The sequence below is a fragment of the Microbacterium sp. LRZ72 genome, from assembly GCF_033792225.1.
Classification (GTDB): Bacteria; Actinomycetota; Actinomycetes; order Actinomycetales; family Microbacteriaceae; genus Microbacterium.
In genome coordinates this window covers 55,636-73,336 of the sequence record NZ_JANGEX010000016.1, presented here as the reverse complement: position 1 = coordinate 73,336, position 17,701 = coordinate 55,636, and the positions used below count along the sequence as shown (strand labels likewise).

Annotated in this window: 17 protein-coding genes and 3 tRNA genes; 15 read left to right on the top strand and 5 right to left on the bottom strand. The window is 70.4% G+C overall.

The window, feature by feature from the left end; translation table 11 throughout:
• Positions 1-150: 150 nt before the first annotated feature.
• The 3 genes from M4I32_RS13665 to M4I32_RS13655 all read right to left on the bottom strand — a co-directional run bounded on the left by M4I32_RS13665 (position 151) and on the right by M4I32_RS13655 (position 453).
• Positions 151-223, bottom strand: a tRNA-Phe gene (locus tag M4I32_RS13665).
• Between the two features lie 63 nt (positions 224-286).
• Positions 287-360, bottom strand: a tRNA-Asp gene (locus M4I32_RS13660).
• Between the two features lie 20 nt (positions 361-380).
• Positions 381-453: transfer RNA gene (locus tag M4I32_RS13655), tRNA-Glu, on the bottom strand.
• Between the two features lie 224 nt (positions 454-677).
• Between M4I32_RS13655 and M4I32_RS13650 the strand changes: the two genes are divergently transcribed.
• Positions 678-2,135: a M23 family metallopeptidase gene (locus tag M4I32_RS13650; protein ID WP_319035032.1), complete on the top strand. Its 1,458-nt coding sequence runs from the start codon at positions 678-680 to the stop codon at positions 2,133-2,135.
• A 13-nt stretch (positions 2,136-2,148) separates the two neighbouring features.
• Here the strand turns inward: M4I32_RS13650 and ppa are convergent, their stop codons facing one another.
• Positions 2,149-2,682 carry an inorganic diphosphatase gene (gene ppa / locus M4I32_RS13645; RefSeq protein ID WP_319035031.1) on the bottom strand — a complete coding sequence of 178 codons (534 nt, stop codon included), beginning with the start codon at positions 2,680-2,682 and terminating at the stop codon, positions 2,149-2,151.
• Positions 2,683-2,780: 98 nt separating this feature from the next.
• Between ppa and tilS the strand changes: the two genes are divergently transcribed.
• The 13 genes from tilS to lysS all read left to right on the top strand — a co-directional run bounded on the left by tilS (position 2,781) and on the right by lysS (position 15,004).
• Positions 2,781-3,773, top strand: coding sequence for a tRNA lysidine(34) synthetase TilS (gene tilS, locus M4I32_RS13640; RefSeq protein ID WP_319035030.1), 993 nt, complete (start codon positions 2,781-2,783; stop codon positions 3,771-3,773).
• Positions 3,774-3,822: 49 nt separating this feature from the next.
• Positions 3,823-4,374 (top strand): hypoxanthine phosphoribosyltransferase, encoded by a 552-nt coding sequence (gene hpt, locus M4I32_RS13635; protein WP_319035029.1) that lies wholly within the window; start codon positions 3,823-3,825, stop codon positions 4,372-4,374.
• Positions 4,375-4,563: 189 nt separating this feature from the next.
• Positions 4,564-6,570 carry an ATP-dependent zinc metalloprotease FtsH gene (gene ftsH, locus M4I32_RS13630; RefSeq protein ID WP_319035028.1) on the top strand — a complete coding sequence of 669 codons (2,007 nt, stop codon included), beginning with the start codon at positions 4,564-4,566 and terminating at the stop codon, positions 6,568-6,570.
• 4 nt (positions 6,571-6,574) lie between these two features.
• A complete protein-coding gene (gene folE, locus M4I32_RS13625; protein WP_319035027.1) occupies positions 6,575-7,165 on the top strand; it encodes a GTP cyclohydrolase I in 591 nt (196 codons plus the stop codon).
• Between the two features lie 22 nt (positions 7,166-7,187).
• On the top strand, positions 7,188-8,012 hold the full coding sequence (folP, locus tag M4I32_RS13620) for a dihydropteroate synthase (protein WP_319035026.1): 825 nt from the start codon (positions 7,188-7,190) through the stop codon (positions 8,010-8,012).
• Entirely contained in the window at positions 8,009-8,380 is a 372-nt protein-coding gene (folB, locus tag M4I32_RS13615; RefSeq protein ID WP_319035025.1) for a dihydroneopterin aldolase, read from the top strand. The genes folP and folB overlap by 4 nt, the downstream gene beginning before the upstream one ends.
• Positions 8,377-8,931, top strand: coding sequence for a 2-amino-4-hydroxy-6-hydroxymethyldihydropteridine diphosphokinase (folK, locus tag M4I32_RS13610; protein WP_319035024.1), 555 nt, complete (start codon positions 8,377-8,379; stop codon positions 8,929-8,931). The genes folB and folK overlap by 4 nt, the downstream gene beginning before the upstream one ends.
• Complete coding sequence (locus tag M4I32_RS13605; protein WP_319035023.1) at positions 8,931-9,467, top strand: DUF3180 domain-containing protein; 537 nt, start codon at positions 8,931-8,933, stop codon at positions 9,465-9,467. The genes folK and M4I32_RS13605 overlap by 1 nt, the downstream gene beginning before the upstream one ends.
• 151 nt (positions 9,468-9,618) lie before the next feature.
• On the top strand, positions 9,619-10,143 hold the full coding sequence (locus M4I32_RS13600) for a PH domain-containing protein (RefSeq protein ID WP_319035034.1): 525 nt from the start codon (positions 9,619-9,621) through the stop codon (positions 10,141-10,143).
• Positions 10,140-11,831: a PH domain-containing protein gene (locus tag M4I32_RS13595; RefSeq protein WP_319035022.1), complete on the top strand. Its 1,692-nt coding sequence runs from the start codon at positions 10,140-10,142 to the stop codon at positions 11,829-11,831. Before M4I32_RS13600 ends, M4I32_RS13595 begins: the two co-directional genes overlap by 4 nt.
• Positions 11,828-12,568 carry a DUF2520 domain-containing protein gene (locus tag M4I32_RS13590; protein WP_319035021.1) on the top strand — a complete coding sequence of 247 codons (741 nt, stop codon included), beginning with the start codon at positions 11,828-11,830 and terminating at the stop codon, positions 12,566-12,568. The genes M4I32_RS13595 and M4I32_RS13590 overlap by 4 nt, the downstream gene beginning before the upstream one ends.
• Positions 12,565-13,407, top strand: a complete 843-nt coding sequence (locus M4I32_RS13585) for a pantoate--beta-alanine ligase (protein ID WP_319035020.1) — start codon at positions 12,565-12,567, stop codon at positions 13,405-13,407. The genes M4I32_RS13590 and M4I32_RS13585 overlap by 4 nt, the downstream gene beginning before the upstream one ends.
• Positions 13,408-13,471: 64 nt before the next feature.
• Positions 13,472-15,004, top strand: a complete 1,533-nt coding sequence (gene lysS, locus M4I32_RS13580; protein ID WP_319035019.1) for a lysine--tRNA ligase — start codon at positions 13,472-13,474, stop codon at positions 15,002-15,004.
• 48 nt (positions 15,005-15,052) lie between these two features.
• Here lysS and M4I32_RS13575 read toward each other — a convergent pair whose 3' ends face one another.
• On the bottom strand, positions 15,053-16,267 hold the full coding sequence (locus M4I32_RS13575) for an ROK family transcriptional regulator (protein ID WP_319035018.1): 1,215 nt from the start codon (positions 16,265-16,267) through the stop codon (positions 15,053-15,055).
• Positions 16,268-16,454: 187 nt separating this feature from the next.
• Between M4I32_RS13575 and M4I32_RS13570 the strand changes: the two genes are divergently transcribed.
• On the top strand, positions 16,455-17,630 hold the full coding sequence (locus M4I32_RS13570) for a substrate-binding domain-containing protein (RefSeq protein ID WP_319035017.1): 1,176 nt from the start codon (positions 16,455-16,457) through the stop codon (positions 17,628-17,630).
• The last annotated feature ends 71 nt before the right edge of the window (positions 17,631-17,701 follow it).

Genomic DNA, 17,701 nt, shown 5'->3' with positions numbered 1-17,701 from the left:
AGGACTCTGGCTCAGATCAGGATGGGCAGGACGCTACTGACACGCCCGCCCCATCCACACTTTCTGGCCGATAACCCGACCATGCGGCTACGGTATCGACGTCTGAAACGAAGAAACCCCCTCCATGTAGAAGCTAGGAGAGGGTCTCAGTGGCTCCGACCGGCGTCGATCCGGTGACCTTTCGATTTTCAGTCGAACGCTCTACCAACTGAGCTACAGAGCCTCGCGGCACGGGTGCCGCGACCTAGACGAAAGGCCCTCTCGAAAAAGGGCCCGTCGCTTAGAGCGACCCTGACGGGACTTGAACCCGCGACCTCCGCCGTGACAGGGCGGCACGCTAACCAGCTGCGCTACAGGGCCATGCTTATTCAGTTTTCTCGTGACCCCAACGGGATTCGAACCCGTGCTACCGCCGTGAAAGGGCGGCGTCCTAGGCCGCTAAACGATGGGGCCGGGGGCGAACCTGCGGGGCTCACGCCTACCGACGATAAAGCATACGCGCTGAATGGTCCATTCGCGAATCCGGCCGCGCGCCTGGGACACGAAGCGGTGCATGCCGGGCAGGCTGACCGAGGCGCGCCGCGCCGGAGCGCACGAGTTCGCCGTGAATCGTTGCGCATGGGAAAGTTGTTACTTAGTGTGATCCATGTTGTCGACTCGTAGTCGGGGAGGGCGTCGTGTCTGAAACGAGCCGCGGCGTGCCCGCCGAACGGACCCCCGTTGAACGGACGAACGCCGATCCGGCGTGCGGCTGCGCGCCGACCGGCGATGAACTGACCGCGCTCGGCAGGCCGCGTCGACCCGTCTCGCGCCGACGGATGCTGGGAATGGGCGCCCTCGGGGTGCTCGCGCTCGGCTCTGTGGGCGCCGTCGCGGGACCGCTTCTGCCGGCCTTCGCCGCCGACTACCCGTCGTGGGACGACGTGCAGCAGGCCAAGCGCAACCAGTCGTCGAAGGCCGCGGAGGTCAGTCGCATCCAGGGTCTGATCGCGTCGCTCACCGAGCGCGTGGCCCGCACGCAGGCCGCCGCCGAGCAGGCCGCGAACGAGTTCTACGAGGCCGAGGAGGCCTTCTACGCCGCCGCGGCGCGCGCGGAGGATCTGCAGTCCCAGGCCGATGCGCAGGCGGCCGAGGCCATTGCGGCATCGGAGCGGGCCGGGCGGGTCGCGTCGCAGCTGTACCGCGACGGCGGTGACGACACATCCCTCGAGCTGTTCTTCTCGGGCTCGCCCGACGGCGCCGAGGACCTGCTGGGGCGCCTCGGCACGATGGACAAAGTGCTCGAGCGCAACCGTGAGACGTTCGCCGAGGCGATCACCGCCCGCGACTCGGCCCAGTCGCTGAGCGACCAGGCACAGGTCGCGCGCGACGAGCGGGACCGGCTCAAGCAGGTGGCCGAGGAGAAGATGGTCGCGTCGCAGGAGGCGGCCCTCGCCGCCGAGCAGGCGCTGGAGGAACAGTCCGAGCACCTCATCGTCCTCGAGGCGCAGCTCTCTGCGCTGCAGGACGAGACGGCTGAGACGGTCGCCGGGTACGAGGCCGGCGTCGAGGCCCGCCGGCGCGCCGAAGCGGCCGCACGACGACGGGCCGAGGCTGAGGCGCGTCGCCTGGCAGAGGAGGCACGGAAGCGGCGCGAGGCGGAAGAAGCGGCCAACAACTCCGGGGGCGGAGGCGGCGGATCCAGTGGCGGCAGCTCGGGTGGTGGCGGCGGACAGACCAGCGGCTCCGGATGGGCTCGGCCCTCAGGCGGCTGGTCGACCTCGCGCTACGGTGCTCGACCGACGATCTGCACGCCCGGCTACGGGTGCACCGGCTTCCACAACGGCACCGACATGGCCACGGGCTGCGGCGCGGGCGTTTTCGCGGCCGGGGCGGGCCGCGTCGTGTTTGCGACGGGAAACGGACAGTTCGGCAACCACATCCGCATCGACCACGGCGGTGGCATCATCACCACCTACTCGCACATGTCGGCCCTTGTCATCGGCTATGGCTCAAGAGTCTCGGCGGGGCAGCTGATCGGGAGGGAGGGCCGCACGGGTCTCTCCCAGGGGTGCCACCTGCACTTCGAGGTTGTGCAGAACGGTCGCCGGATCAACCCCGAGCCGTTCATGGCCCAGCGCGGCGTCTCGATCTGACGCCGTCCGCGCCTCACACGGTGCTGGGTGACTCGCCCTCGCCCTGGGTGCGCGTCTGGCCCTCGTGCTCTTCGAAGCGGGCCGCGGCCTCGCTCACGAGACGCTCGGCCTCGGCGGCATCCGCCCACTGGTCGACCTTGACCCACTTGCCGGGCTCGAGGTCCTTGTAGTGCTCGAAGAAGTGCCCGATCTCCTTCTTGGTGTACTCGGGGATGTCGTCGACGTCTTGGATGTGCGCCCAGCGGGGGTCCTTGGACAGCACGGCGACGACCTTGTCGTCGCCGCCCGCCTCGTCGCTCATCTTCAGCACGCCGACGGGGCGCACGTGCACGAGCACGCCGGGGAAGAGCGTGTGGTCGAGCAGCACGAGCACATCCAGCGGGTCGCCGTCCTCGCCGAGCGTGTTCTCGAAGAACCCGTAGTCGCTCGGGTAGCCGAACGTCGTGTACAGCACGCGGTCGAGGAAGACCCGGCCGGTGCCGTGGTCGACCTCGTACTTGACGCGGCTGCCGCGCGGGATCTCGATGACTGCGTCGTACGCGCCCATGGGTGTGCTCCTCGGTGCAGACGGGTGGGTGATGAGGCTCGGATGCCGCGCACCAGCCTATCGGGGGTGCACCCGCGCGCTGACGGTAGCGTGAGCGTGTGCCCGTCCGCGACCCGCTCTCGCCCGCCGTCGCGGCCGTGCGGCTGGCGGCCCGGCGTGCGCTGACCGACGCGGGGATCGATCGCGCGGTGGTGGCCCTCTCGGGCGGCGCCGACTCGCTCGCGCTCGCGGCCGCCGTCGCGTTCGAGGCGCCCCGGCTCGGGATCGCGGTGACGGCGGTGACCGTCGATCACGGGCTTCAGGGGGGATCGGCCGACGTCGCCGCCCGTGCGGCGAGCCAGGCGCGTGAGCTCGGGCTCGACGCCGAGGTCGCGCGCGTCGTCGTCGGCGAGGCGGGCGGACCCGAGGCGGCCGCGCGCGAGGCCCGGTACGGCGCGCTCGCGCGGGTGGCTCGCGAGCGCGATGCCGGTGCCGTGCTGATCGCGCACACGCTGGACGACCAGGCCGAGAGCGTGCTGCTCGGGCTGGCCCGCGGGTCGGGTACCGCGAGCCTGAAGGCGATGGCGCCGGCGCGCGTGGGCGGCGGCATCCGATGGATCCGGCCGCTGCTCGGAGTGCGACGGGCGCAGACGCTCGACGCCTGCCGGGCCGAGGCTCTCGAACCGTGGCACGATCCGCACAACGCGGATGCGGCCTACGCACGCGTGCGGGTGCGACAGCGCGTGCTGCCGGTGCTCGAGGTCGAGCTCGGGCCCGGTGTCGCCGAGGCCCTCGCGCGCACAGCGGAGCAGCTGCGGGAGGACGACGACGCGTTCGCGCAGCTGATCGACGAGGTGATCGAGGATGTGGTCGAGCACGCCGAGGCCGGCATCGCGATCTCGGTGCGGGCGCTGCAGGCCAACCCCGCCGCCCTGCGCCACCGCATCATCCGTCTCGTCGTCTCGAGCGAGTTCGGGGCCAGCCTCACCCGTGCGCAGACGTTCGAGGTCGCACGGCTCGCCACCGACTGGCACGGACAGGGTCCCATCGACCTTCCCGGATGCCGGGCGCGCCGAGAGGGCGACCGCGTGGTGGTGCAGGCGGCGGGATGACCTGAGCCGGGTGATCTTCCCGGGCCCGGCGTCGTCCTAAACTCGTCCCATGCGCGCCGCCGATATCGCCGACGACCTCACCGACGTCCTTGTGACCGAGGAGCAGATCCACGACAAGCTGGGCGAGCTCGCGGCGCAGGTCGCCCGCGACTACGAGGGCCGGGATCTGCTGCTGGTCGGCGTGCTGAAGGGCGCCGTCATGGTGATGGCCGATTTCGCCCGGGCGCTGCCGATGGTCGTGCCGATGGACTGGATGGCGATCTCCTCCTACGGGGCGGGCACGCGCTCGAGCGGCGTGGTGCAGATCCGCAAGGACCTCGACACCGACCTGCACGGCAAGCACGTGCTGATCGTCGAGGACATCATCGACTCGGGCCTGACCCTGCACTGGCTGCTCGAGAACTTCGCCTCGCGCGGAGCCGCATCCGTCGAGGTCCTCACGCTGCTGCGCAAGCCCGAGGCGATGAAGGTGCACGTGGACTGCCGTTACGTGGGCTTCGACATCCCGAGCGACTTCGTCGTCGGGTACGGACTGGACTACGCCGAGCGGTACCGCAACCTGCGCGACGTCGCGGTGCTCGCGCCGCACGTCTACTCGTGACACGGGGCCATGTCCCACCTTTTCACCCCACCCGCCCGCGGATGCGTGAAAAGTCGGGACATGCGGGGGAGTGAGGGCTCGCGTACGCCGTGGGCGAATGCACAGACGAGCTGAACCGCCCCGCGATACCCTGGATCGACCGCTCTGGGCGGAACGTCGACGAAAGGGCCCCGGGGCCACCCCGCCACCATGGACTTCAAGAAGATCACCCGCAACCCCCTGATCTATGTGCTCTTGATCGGGGTGTTCCTCATCGTGGGCTTCACGCTCATCTCGAGCCTGGGCGGAGCCAAGCAGATCACGACGCAGGAGGGTCTGACGCTGCTCGGGGGCGAGACCGTCACCGAGGTCGTCAACACCGACGGCGACCAGCGGGTCGACCTAACGCTCTCGGAGCCCTACGAGGACGCGACCGAGGTGCAGTTCTACTACGTCTCGGCGCGCGCCGCCGAGGTCGTGGAGGCCATCGACGCCGCCGACCCCGAGGACGGGTTCAACGACGTCGTGCCGCAGCCGAGCTGGTTCGACGGCTTCCTCTCGCTGATGATCCCGCTGCTGCTGCTGGGTCTGCTGTTCTGGTTCCTGCTGTCGTCGGCGCAGGGCGGCGGCAGCAAGGTGATGCAGTTCGGCAAGTCGAAGGCGAAGCTGGTGTCGAAGGAGACCCCGACGGTGACCTTCGCGGATGTCGCGGGCTCGGATGAGGCGATCGAAGAGCTGCAGGAGATCAAGGACTTCCTGAAGGACCCGACCAAGTTCCAGGCGGTCGGAGCGCGGATCCCGAAGGGCGTGCTGCTGTACGGCCCTCCGGGAACGGGCAAGACCCTCGTCGCCCGCGCCGTCGCGGGTGAGGCCGGGGTGCCGTTCTACTCCATCTCTGGGTCGGACTTCGTCGAGATGTTCGTCGGCGTCGGGGCGAGCCGCGTGCGCGACCTGTTCAACCAGGCCAAGGAGAACTCCCCCGCGATCATCTTCATCGACGAGATCGACGCCGTCGGCCGCCATCGCGGTGCAGGCATGGGCGGCGGCCACGACGAGCGCGAGCAGACCCTCAACCAGATGCTCGTCGAGATGGACGGGTTCGACCCCAAGGTCAACGTCATCGTCATCGCGGCCACCAACCGTCCCGACATCCTCGACCCCGCCCTGCTGCGTCCCGGCCGCTTCGACCGGCAGATCGGCGTCGACGCCCCCGACATGAAGGGGCGTCAGCGCATCCTCGAGGTGCACGGCCGCGGCAAGCCGCTCGCCGACGGCGTGGACCTCGAGGTCGTCGCCCGCAAGACGCCGGGCTTCACCGGGGCCGACCTGGCCAACGTCTTGAACGAGGCCGCGCTGCTGACCGCCCGCTCGAACGCGCAGCTGATCGACAACCGCGCCCTCGACGAGGCGATCGACCGCGTCATGGCCGGTCCTCAGCGCCGCACCCGCGTGATGAAGGACAAGGAGCGCCTCATCACGGCATACCACGAGGGCGGACACGCGCTCGCCGCCGCGGCGATGAACCACACCGATCCCGTGACGAAGATCACGATCCTCCCCCGCGGCAAGGCGCTCGGCTACACGATGGTGCTGCCGCTCGAGGACAAGTACTCGGTGACGCGCAACGAGCTGCAGGACCAGCTCGCCTACGCGATGGGCGGCCGCGTGGCCGAGGAGATCGTGTTCCACGACCCCACGACGGGCGCGTCGAACGACATCGAGAAGGCCACGAACATCGCGCGCAAGATGGTGACCGAGTACGGCATGACGATGGATGTCGGGCCCGTCAAGCTCGGACAGAGCAGCGGCGAGGTCTTCATGGGCCGCGACATGGGACACGGTCGCGACTACTCGGACGCCGTCGCCGAGCGCGTCGACGCCGAGACCCGCGCCCTCATCGAGCAGGCCCACGACGAGGCCTACCAGGTCATCAACGACAACCGCGAGGTGCTCGACCGGCTGGCGCTCGAGCTGCTCGAGAAGGAGACGCTCGACCACCTGCAGCTCGAGCAGATCTTCAGCGGGGTCAAGAAGCTGCCGCCGCGCCCGCAGTGGCTCTCGAGCGACAACCGGCCGGTCTCGACGCAGCCGCCGGTCGAGGTGCCGCCGCAGCAGCTGCCCGAGGGCCTGGCGGCCGACGTCAGCGACGAAGAGACCGTGTCCGAGAAGCAGCCGCACGCCCGTCCGTCGGGGCGCGCCCGGCCGGCCACCGCCTAGTCCCATGGCCGTCGACACGGAGCGCGTCGCAGCGCTCGTCCGCGAGTTGCTCGTCGCCATCGGCGAGGACCCCGACCGTCCCGGGCTGGGGCGCACCCCGCAGCGGGTGGCCGAGGCCTACAGCGAGTTCTTCTCGGGCATCGGGCGGGATGCGGCGGAACCGCTCTCCCACCCGATCTCGGTCGCCCGAGGCCCCGAACCCGAGACGCTCTCGTCGGGTGCGGTGGTGCTGCGCGACATCGCCTTCCGCTCCGTCTGCGAGCATCATCTGCTCCTGTTCCGGGGCGTCGCGCACATCGCCTATCTGCCCGGTGAACAGGTCGTGGGTCTGGGTGCGCTGCCCAAGGTCGTCGACATCCTGGCCTCCCGGCCCCAGGTGCAGGAGCGACTCGGTGAGCAGATCGCCGACACGATCGCCCACTCGCTCGACGCGCGCGGGGTGCTCGTGATCATCGACGCCCGGCACGGCTGCGTCACGATGCGCGGCGACCGGCAGCCCGACGCATCGACGCTGACGATCGCGGCGCGCGGCGAGTTCACCGACCCCACGGCGCGCACCGAGCTGGTGGCGTTGATCTCGGGGGGACGCTCGTGAGCCGGGCGCGGGAGACGCACCGATGACCCCGGTCATCATGGGCGTCGTCAACGCGACGCCCGATTCCTTCAGCGATGGCGGGCGCTTTCTCGACCCGGATGCCGCCCTGCGCCAGGCCGACGCGCTCCTCGCTGCCGGCGCCACGATCATCGACGTCGGGGGCGAGTCGACCCGGCCCGGCGCGGAGCGCGTCGGCGCCGACGAGGAGATGCGCCGCGCGCTGCCCGTCGTCACGGCCCTGGCCAGGCGCGGCGTGCGCGTCAGCATCGACACGATGAACGCCGCGACGGCGCGTGCCGCGGTGCACGCCGGTGCGGCCATCGTCAACGACGTCTCGGGCGGGCTGGCCGACCCGCAGCTGCTCGGCGAAGTCGCGGCATCGTCCGCCCAGGTCGTGCTCGGGCACTGGCGCGGGCCCTCATCGGACATGTATGCGCGAGCCGACTACGCCGACCCCGTGCAAGAGGTCGCCGACGAGCTCGCCGCACGGATCGCGGCGGCCGATGTCGCGGGCATCCCGCGCGACCGGGTGATCGTCGATCCCGGCATCGGGTTCGGCAAGACCCCGGCGCAGAGCTGGGCCGTGCTCGCGGGCCTGGAGCGCCTCGTGGCGGCGGGCGCGCGCGTGCTCGTCGGCACCTCGCGCAAGCGGTTCCTGCAGACCGCTCTCGACACCCATACCGACGCCGCAGGCGCGACAGCGGACGAGGCCCGGCGCGACCTCGCCACGGCCGTGACGAGCGTGCTCGCCGCGCAGGCGGGAGCGTGGGGTGTGCGGGTGCACAACGCCGGGGCAACGCGCGATGCCCTCGCCGTCCTGGCCCACTGGCAGGGGAGGACGTCGTGACCGCGACCGATCTGATCACGCTCACCGGGGTGCGCGCCTTCGGCCGCCACGGGGTTCTGGCGCACGAGCGGGAGGACGGACAGGACTTCGTCATCGACCTGATCGTCGAGACCGACATGGGGCCCGCCGCGGCATCCGACGACGTCTCGGCGACCGTGCACTACGGCGAGCTCGCCGAGCAGGTCGTCGCCCTCGTCGGGGGAGAGCCCGTGGACCTGATCGAGACGCTCGCCGCGCGGATCGCCGAGGGGGCGCTCGCCCACCCTCGTGCCTCGGCCGTGACGGTCACCGTGCACAAGCCCCAGGCGCCGATCCCGGTGCCCTTCGCGGATGTCGCGGTCACGATCCGGCGGGAGCGGCGATCATGAGTCGCACGCTCGCCCAGGACCTGCCCCGCCCGGCGCGCCCCGCATCCGCCACGCCCGTGGCCGCCGTGGTCGCGCTGGGCGCCAACCTCGGCGACCGCGCGGCGACGCTCGAGCAGGCGGTCACCGAGATCGCCCGTCTTCCGCTCGTCGACGAGGTTCGGGTGTCGGATCCGGTCGAATCCGTCGCAGTGACCCTCGAGGGGCCGAGCGATACCGCTCCGGCATACCTGAACGCCGTGGCCCTCGTGACCACGCGGCTCGCCCCGAGCGTGCTGCTCGGGATGCTGCACGCCATCGAGTCGGCGCACGGCCGCACCCGACGCGTGCGGTGGGGCGACCGGACGCTGGATCTCGACCTCATCGCCTACGGCGACGTCGTCTCATCCGAGGCCGGCCTGCTGCTGCCGCACCCGCGCGCGGCAGAGCGCGAGTTCGTGCTCGCACCATGGTTGGCGATCGATGCCGACGCGGTGCTGCCGGGCCGGGGGCGCGTCGCGGACCTGCTCGCCCGGCTGCGGTCCACGAGCGAGGCCCCGGAAGCCCGCGCCTGATGACGCGCACCAGCCCGCTCACGCTGCTGGTCGTCGCCCTGCTCGGCATCGGCGGCGGCTACGTGCTCGATCACGCCCTCACCGTCTCGGGTCGCCCCACCTTCACACCCGCGACGACGCTTCCCGTGCTGCTCGTGCTGATCGCCGGGGCGCTGATCCTGCTCGCGATGCCCATCCGGCGCGCGACCCGTTCTGTCACGTCCCGCGATTCCGCGCAGGGCTCCGCGGCCGCGACACGCTCGCGCGCCGAACCCGTCAACCCCTTCCGCGCGCTGCGGGTCGCCGTGCTGGCGAAGGCGTCGAGCATCGTCGGGTCGCTGGTCGCCGGCGTGGCGGCGGGGCTGGGCGTCTATCTGCTGTCGCGCCCCGTGCCTCCGCCGCTAGGCTCGGCGGGTGCGGTCCTCGCGACCCTCATCGCGGCGCTCGTCCTCGTGGTCGCCGCGCTCGTCGCCGAGAACATGTGCACCATCCGGAAGGACGACGATGACGAACCCCCCGCCCCCCAGCCGGAACCCGGACACTCCCACGACTGGTGAGCCCACGACTGGTGAGCCCACGACTGGTGAGCCCACGACGGGTGAGCCCGTGGCCGGTGAGCCCGCGACCGGTGATTCTGAGACCGGCGAGCCCACGACGGACGCTCCCGGGCCGGCCGACGCCGCCCCGGATACGTCCTCGGACACGGCGCTGGATGCCGGCACGTTCTCGCGCCTGATCGAGCCGCGCGGGAGTGCGCGACTTCAGCTCGGCGACGGTCGCTGGCACCAGATCTCACCGAAGTACATCTGGGTGCAGCTGATCTCGAGCGGCGCCCTGCTGCTGATCGTCGTCGTCGCCGTCGTGGTGCTCACCGTCGCGCTCGGCCAGATGTGGGCGCTGATCCCCGGCGGCATCCTCGGGCTCATCCTGATCGCGACCTTGATCGTGATGCCGCGCCAGGCGCGCGCCCTCGGCTACCGCCTGCGCGAGGACGACCTCGTCTTCCGTCGCGGAATCCTCTGGCAGCGCATCGTCGCCGTGCCGTATGGCCGCATGCAGCTGGTCGACATCACGCACGGCCCGCTCGACCGCGGCTTCGGCATCGCCCAGCTAAAGCTCGTCACCGCGGCCGCCGCGACCGGGGTCACGATCCCCGGGCTGGAGCAGCAGACGGCGGAACTGCTGCGCGACAGGCTGATCGAGGTCGCCGAGACACGACGGACGGGGCTGTGAGCGACTCCGTCCCGCCGCCCGACCCGGTGGCCTCCGCAGACCCGGATGCCGCGGCCGCCCGCGCCGCGGAGCTGCTCTCGGCAGACGCGCGCAGCGAGCTGAGCGACGGCACGTGGCAGCGTCTGCATCCCCTCACGCCGCTTCTTCGTGGCGGGATCGTGCTGCTCGTCGTCGCGGGCATCGTGATCGCGAACATGCGGGACCGGCTGCTCGAGCTGTTCCTTCCGTGGGTCGTCCCCGAACTGGACGCCGGATACGACGCGGGAGGCGACCCCGTCGACTGGGTCATCGAGAGCGGCCTGCTGCTGACCGCCTCGCTCGTCGTGCTCGGCGTGATGATCGTGGTCGTCGGCGGCTTCTATCTCTCGTGGCGCTTCCACACGTTCCGCATCACCGATGACGACGTCGAGGTGCGGCAGGGTGTCCTCTTCCGCAGCCACCGCCGCGCGCCGCTCGATCGTGTGCAGGGGGTCAACCTCACCCGGCCCCTCCTCGCGCGCCTGATCGGCCTGGCCAAGCTCGAGGTCGCGGGGGCCGGCAGCGACGCCAACGTCAAGCTCGAGTACCTCACCACGACGAACGCGGAGCGCGTGCGCGCCGACATCCTGCGGCTGGCATCCGGCAGGCAGCTCGCCGACGCTGCGGCGCGCGGCGGCTCCGCGCATCGTGGTGTGGCGTCGACGGTGAACGAGGGGATCACCGGGCTGATCGTCGGCGCGGAGGGACCGTCGGACGAGCCCGAGAGCGTCGTGCACATCCCCGCCGGACGTCTCGTGGCGGCGCAGGTGCTGGGCGGTGGCACGGTCGCCCTGCTGGGCATGATCGCCGCGGCGATCGTCGGCGGGATCGTCGGGACCCCGTGGCTGCTGATCGGCATCGTGCCCGCCCTGATCGGCTTCGGCGCCTACTGGGTCTCGCAGATCGTCAAGAGCCTGCGGTACTCGATCGCCCCCACGCGCAACGGCCTGCGCGTGACCTTCGGCCTGTTCACCACCGTGACCGAGATCATCCCGCCGGGGCGCGTGCACGCCGTCGAGGTACGGCAGTCCATCTTCTGGCGCCCCTTCGGGTGGTGGGCGATCAAGATCAACCGGCTCACCGGGCGCAACTCCTCCGACACCAGCACTGACCAGTTCACGACCGTGCTCCCCGTCGGCGACCGCGATGACGTCGAGCGGGTGCTCCGGCTGGTGCTGCCTGACCTGCCGGACGACGCCTGGCCGACGCTGTTCGACGACGGCGTCCTCGGCCCGCGCGAGAGCGATCCCTTCGTCAACACACCCCGGCGCGGCTGGTGGGTGCGTCCCTTCTCGTGGCGACGCAACGGGTTCCTCGTCGAGCCGGACGCGCTGCTGCTGCGTCGCGGAGTCGTCTGGCGATCGCTGGCGATCTTCCCGTTCGCGCGCCTGCAGAGCGTCGGCGTGCATCAGGGGCCGCTGGATCGCGCCGCTCGGATCGCCTCCCTGCGCCCCCACACCGTCACCGGGCCGGTCTACGGCTACCTCGCCGCCATCGACCGCGACCGGGCGCTCGATCTCTTCGGTGACGTCGCCGGGCGCGCCTGCTCCGCGGCATCCGCCGATCGCAGCCATCGGTGGGCCGAGGCCGAGGTGTCCGGGCCGACCGAGCCGGCGCACGACGCCGCGCGCACCCCCTCCACCCCCGGCGACGCGGCGGGCGACGCGTGAGCCGCACGGGGCGGCTGGGGGTCGGGGTTGTCGGGGCGGGACGCGTCGGCCCGGTCGTCGCCGCGGCCCTCGGCGGCGCGGGACACGCGATCGTCGGCATCACCGCCGGGTCGGATCCCGATCGGGTGGATGCCGTGCTGCCCGGCGTGCCCGTGCTCGAGACCCCCGAGGTCGTGCGACGCAGCGAGCTCGTGGTGATCGCGGTGCCCGGCGACGAGATCGCCGACCTGGTCGCGGGACTCGCGCAGGTCGACGCCTGGCAGCCGGGCCAGCTCGTCCTGCATACGCACGCCGCCTTCGGAGTGGGTGTGCTGCAGCCCGCCACGGCGCGGGGGGCCATCCCCCTCGCCGTCCACCCCGCGGTCTCGTTCACGGGGACCAGCATCGACCTGCGCCAGCTGCAGGCCGGGTACGCGGCCGTCACCGCACCCGCGCCGGTGCTGCCGATCGCGCAGGCGCTCGCGGTCGAGCTGGGCTGCGAACCGGTGATCGTGGCCGAGGCGGATCGGACGGCGTACGCCGAGGCGATCTCGACCGCCACGGAGTTCTCGCGCGAGATCGTGCGTCAGTCCACGTCGCTGCTGGCAGAGGTCGGGGTGGACAATCCCGGCGGCTTCTTGTCGGCGCTGATCCGATCCAGCGTCGATCAGGCGCTCAGCACGGCGACCACGCCGCCGTGGCCACACAGCTCGTTCGGGCCGGAGGACCTCCCGCCGGACGGTAGCATCCAGGAATGATCCGCTCTGTCGCCGGGCTGCGCGCCCGACTGGCCGAGGAGCGCGGCGGCGGGGCGACGAGCGTTGCGCTCGTCTCGACGATCGGCGCCCTGCACGCGGGCCACGAGGCCCTCATCCGCGAAGCGGGCCGGCGCGCCGACGTGGTCGTCGTGTCGTCGTTCCTCAACCCGCTCCGCTTCGCCTCGGCTGCCGAGCTGGCCGCCTACCCGCGCACGCCCGAGGCCGACGCCCGGATGCTGGAGCGCCTCGGCGTGGACGTGGTCTTCGCACCCGAGCCGGCCGAGCTGCTGCCGGCGGGGCACGACACGACCCGGATCAGCGCCGGAGACCACGGCTTGCGCCACGAGGGCCGCGGACGCCCGCGCTACTTCGACGGTCTGCTCACGGTCGAGGCCATGCTGCTCCAGCTGATCCGCCCCGAGGTGGCGGTGTACGGCCTTCGCGATCGCCAGCGCGTGTTCCTCGTCGAGCGGATGGTGCGCGACCTGTTCTTCGGGGTCGAGATCGCGACGGTCGAGACGGTCCGCGACCCCAGCGGGTTGCCCGTCTCCAGCCGGGTCTCGATGCTCGAGGGGGCGGACCTGGCCGCGGCGACGCGTCTTCCCGTCGCCCTCGAGGCGGCCGCCTCCTGTGCCGACCGGGGAGTGGACGCCTGCATCGCCGCCGCCCAGTCGGCGCTGATGGGTCAGCCCCGCATCCGCCTGGAGTACCTCGCGGTCATCGATCCGCACACGTTCCTGCCCGCCGATGAGGGGCACAGCGGGCCCGCGCTCGCCCTGATCGCCGCGACGGTCGCCGGCCACCGCTTCATCGACAACGTCGAGATCTACCTGCACTGAGGCCTCGGGGCGCTGCTGGCCCCGCCGGTAGACTTGCCCCGACTTTCGAGGAGCCCCCTGCATCATGAGCGACCCTTCCGCCGCGCCCGCGGCATCCGATGACGACGTCTTCGAGCAGAAGGCGGTGCGCCTGGCCAAACGGGAGCGGCTGATCGCCGAGCGCGAGGACGCGGCCGGCGGTGCGTACCCGGTCGAGCTTGCGATCACGGCGACGATCGGCGAGCTGCGCGCTCGGTACGGCGAGCTGGAACCCGATTCGGCGACCGGGGTGCGGGTCGGGGTCGCGGGGCGGGTCGTGTTCAGCCGCAACACGGGCAAGCTGTGTTTCGCCACCCTTCAGGCGGGGGACGGCAGTCGCATCCAGGCTATGGTCTCGCTCGCGGTCGCGGGAGAGCAGGCGCTGGCGCGGTGGAAGGAGATCGTCGATCTGGGCGACCACGTCTTCGTCTCGGGCGAGGTCATTTCGAGCCGCCGGGGTGAGCTGTCGGTGATGGTGGAGACGTGGCAGATGGCGGCCAAGGCGATTCTGCCGCTGCCGAACATGTACTCCGAGCTCAACGAGGAGAGCCGGGTGCGCAGCCGCTACCTCGATCTGATCGTGCGCGACCAGGCGCGCGAGACCGTGCGAGCGCGCGCGACGGTCAATGCGTCGCTGCGCCGCACGTTCGCCGAGCGGGACTTCATCGAGGTCGAGACGCCGATGCTGCAGGTGCAGCACGGGGGCGCCGCCGCGCGGCCCTTCGTGACGCATTCGAACGCGTTCGACACCGACCTGTTCCTGCGGATCGCCCCCGAGCTGTTCCTCAAGCGCGCGGTCGTCGGGGGCCTGGATCGGGTGTTCGAGATCAACCGCAACTTCCGCAACGAGGGCGCCGATTCGACGCACAGCCCCGAGTTCGCGATGCTCGAGGCCTATCAGGCCTACGCGGACTACCGGGGCATCGCCGATCTGACCCAGCGACTGGTGCAGAACGCCGCTGCCGCCGTCAACGAGCTGCAGGGCCGTGCGGGCGGGCACGTCGTGACGTGGGCCGACGGCACGGAGTTCGATCTGGGCGGCGAGTGGGACCGGGTCTCGATGTATCCCTCGCTCGCGGCGGCGGCGGGGCGCGAGGTGACGCCCGAGACCCCGCTCGACGAGCTGCAGGCGCTGGCGGCGGACGCCGGAGTCGACGAACCTCCCCACGCCACGCACGGAAAGCTCGTCGAGGAGCTGTGGGAGCACTTCGTCAAGCGGGACCTCGAGCGACCGACCTTCGTGATGGATTTTCCCGTCGACACCAGCCCGCTGGTGCGCGAGCACCGCAGCATCCCGGGCGTGGTCGAGAAGTGGGATCTGTACGTGCGCGGGTTCGAGCTCGCGACCGGGTACTCCGAGCTGGTCGACCCCGTCATCCAGCGCGAGCGCTTCACCGAGCAGGCGCTGCTGGCGGCGCGCGGCGACGTCGAGGCGATGCGCATCGACGAGGAGTTCCTGCGGGCGCTCGAGCACGGGATGCCGCCCTCCGGGGGCATGGGCATGGGCATCGACCGGCTGCTGATGGCCGTCACCGGACTCGGCATCCGCGAGACGATCCTCTTTCCGCTGGTGAAGTAGCGCCCGGGGGGATGCCTCGTGAAGACCGGTCATCGGACCACCGCCGGATCACGCTCCGACGCTACCGCCGCGTAGCGGCTCGCCTCGCGGCCTGAGTTGAGAGTCGATGTAGTCGGGCGCGAGGACATACTCGATCGCGAGCATGCCCGCCCCTATCACGCCCGCCTGACCGCCCGCGCGGCTCTGAGCGATCGTCAGATCCTGCGTCGCGAGGGGGGTGGACTTCGCGTAGACCTCCTCGCGGATGCCCGCGAGGAGGTTCTCGCCGGACTGCGTCAGCAGGCCTCCGATCACGATGACAGACGGGTTCACCACGCTGACGCAGGCGTTGAGCATCTCGCCGATGGCTCTGCCCGCTTCGCGCACGTGTCTGGTCGCCTCGAGATTCCCGGCCCGAACGAGCGCCACGACGTCTGCTCCGGTCCGCGCGTCGAGACCGACTTCTCCCAGCCGGTCGACGATAGCGGGGCTGCCCGCGTAGGCCTCGACGCAGCCGATCTTGCCACAGCGACACGGTCTGCCCGCGGCATGGGGGACGGCGATGTGCCCGATGTCTCCGGCGGCACCGTTTGCGCCACGCCGCAGACCGCCGTCGGAAATTATCCCCGCTCCGATGCCTGTCGCGACCTTGACGAACATCATGTCCTCGATGTGGCCCCAATTCAGGGTGCGTTCGCCGAGCGCCATGATGTTCACGTCGTTGTCGACGAGCACCGGAACCGCGAAGGCGTTCCGGATGTGCCCGGGAACGTCGTAGCCGTCCCATCCCGGCATGATGGGAGGATTCGAGGGTCGGCCCGTGGCGAAGTCCACCGGACCTGGCAGGCCTATCCCCACGGCAGCGATTTCGGATGCCGGACGACCGAGCTCCTCGAGTAGGTGGCGGGCGATGTCGATCGCCCATCCGAGCACGCGGTGCGGCCCTTCGGCCACAGCCATGTCGACGTGCCGCTCGGCCAGCACCGTTCCCGCGAGGTCGCAGATGGCAAGGTGGATGTGGGTGGCGCCGATGTCTGCGGCCACCACCGCCTGGGCCCCGGGATTGAAGGCGATGCGGCCCGAGGGCCGTCCGCCTGTGGAGGCAGCGTCGGAGACGGGCGCGATGAGACGCAACTCAGCCAGGTCATCGATCCGCGCCAGCACGGTAGGGCGCGAGAGTCCGGTGATATTGGCCAACTCGTTGCGCGTTCGCGGCAGCTCGTCACGCAGCAACTGAAAGAAGTCACCTGACCCCCGCGGGCTGAACGATCTGCGGTCCGACATCCTGCCTCGCTGTCTTTCGTTGCGGACAGTCTGCCACAGATGTCAACAGCCAATTACTTAACCATCGTTCAAACTGAGATGCTTTTGACAAATGCCTTGACAAAACCTCGCTCTTCGCAAACAATCGCTTTACGTAGTGCTCCCGTCCTGGGTGGCCAGGTCAACGAAGACCCCGAAAGGCAGACAGATGAAACTCACGCCCCGCACCCGACTCGCGGCTGCTCTCTCCATCGCCTCGATCACGGCACTCGCGCTCGTCGGCTGCACGTCGGGTTCGACCTCTCCGACCGCCGCCCCTGACGCGCCCTCCAACCCGCTCGCCGACGTCGACGCAGCATCATTGGTGCCGCCGCAGATCGTGGGGCTGGGACCCGGCGGCGTCGAGTCGGGTGATCTTTCCGAGGTCGAATTGACCGACGCCGAGATAGCTCAGGCCAAGGAGGAGAAGTTCCGTGTCGGCATCGTCATGCAGACGATGGATATCGAGTGGTCGACCGAGCAGGTGCGCGCGATCACCGACCGGCTCGCCGAGTACGATGCGGAGGTCGTCGGAGTCGTGGATCCCGCCTTTGACGTCCAGAGCCAGATCTCCGGCATCGAAAACATGATCCAGCTGGAGCCGGATGCGATCATCAGCATCCCTGTCGACGACACCGCCACCGCCGAGGCGTACCGCAAGATCGGTGCCGCCGGGATCAAGCTCATCATGATGGACAACGTCCCCACCGGACTGGAGTACCCCACCGACTACCAGGGCATGGTGTCCTCGGACAATCAGGGCAATGGCGCAGTCTGCGCCGAAGCGCTGGCCGCGTACATCCCCGAAGGCGGAACCGTCGGCGTGCTCGACTTCGGCGTCGACTTCTTCGTCACGAAGGAGCGCATGAAGGGATTCGTGGACTGGATGGAGAAGAACCGGCCCGACATCACCATCAAGGTCGCCGAATTCCTCGATGCGGCTCAGTCCCTTCAGGATGCGACCGACTTCCTCACCGCGAACCCCGACGTGCAGGGGATGTTCACCGAATGGGAGGTGCCGGCCGTCGCGATCGATCAGGCGTTGCGCGCTCAGGGCAAGACGATGCCGATCACCGCGGTGAACATCGCTTCCGACGTTGCCGCGGACCTCGCGGGCGGCGGCAACATCAAGGCTCTCAGCGCCCAGGTCCCCTATGACCAGGGGCTGGCCGAGGCGGATATGGCGATCAAGGTGCTGCTGGGTGGGTCGGTGCCGAACTGGCTCGCCTTCCCCGCCGTGCCGGTGCTGCAGAACAATGTGCTCGAAGCGTGGGAGCAGATCTACCACCAGGATCCGCCGCAGCAGCTCGTCGAAATCTGCGAGGCGACCAAGGCCTGCGGCTGACGGTCGTCGGCACGACAGACCCAACGACACGTAACGCAGACAGACAAAACGTAACGCAGACAGACAAAGGA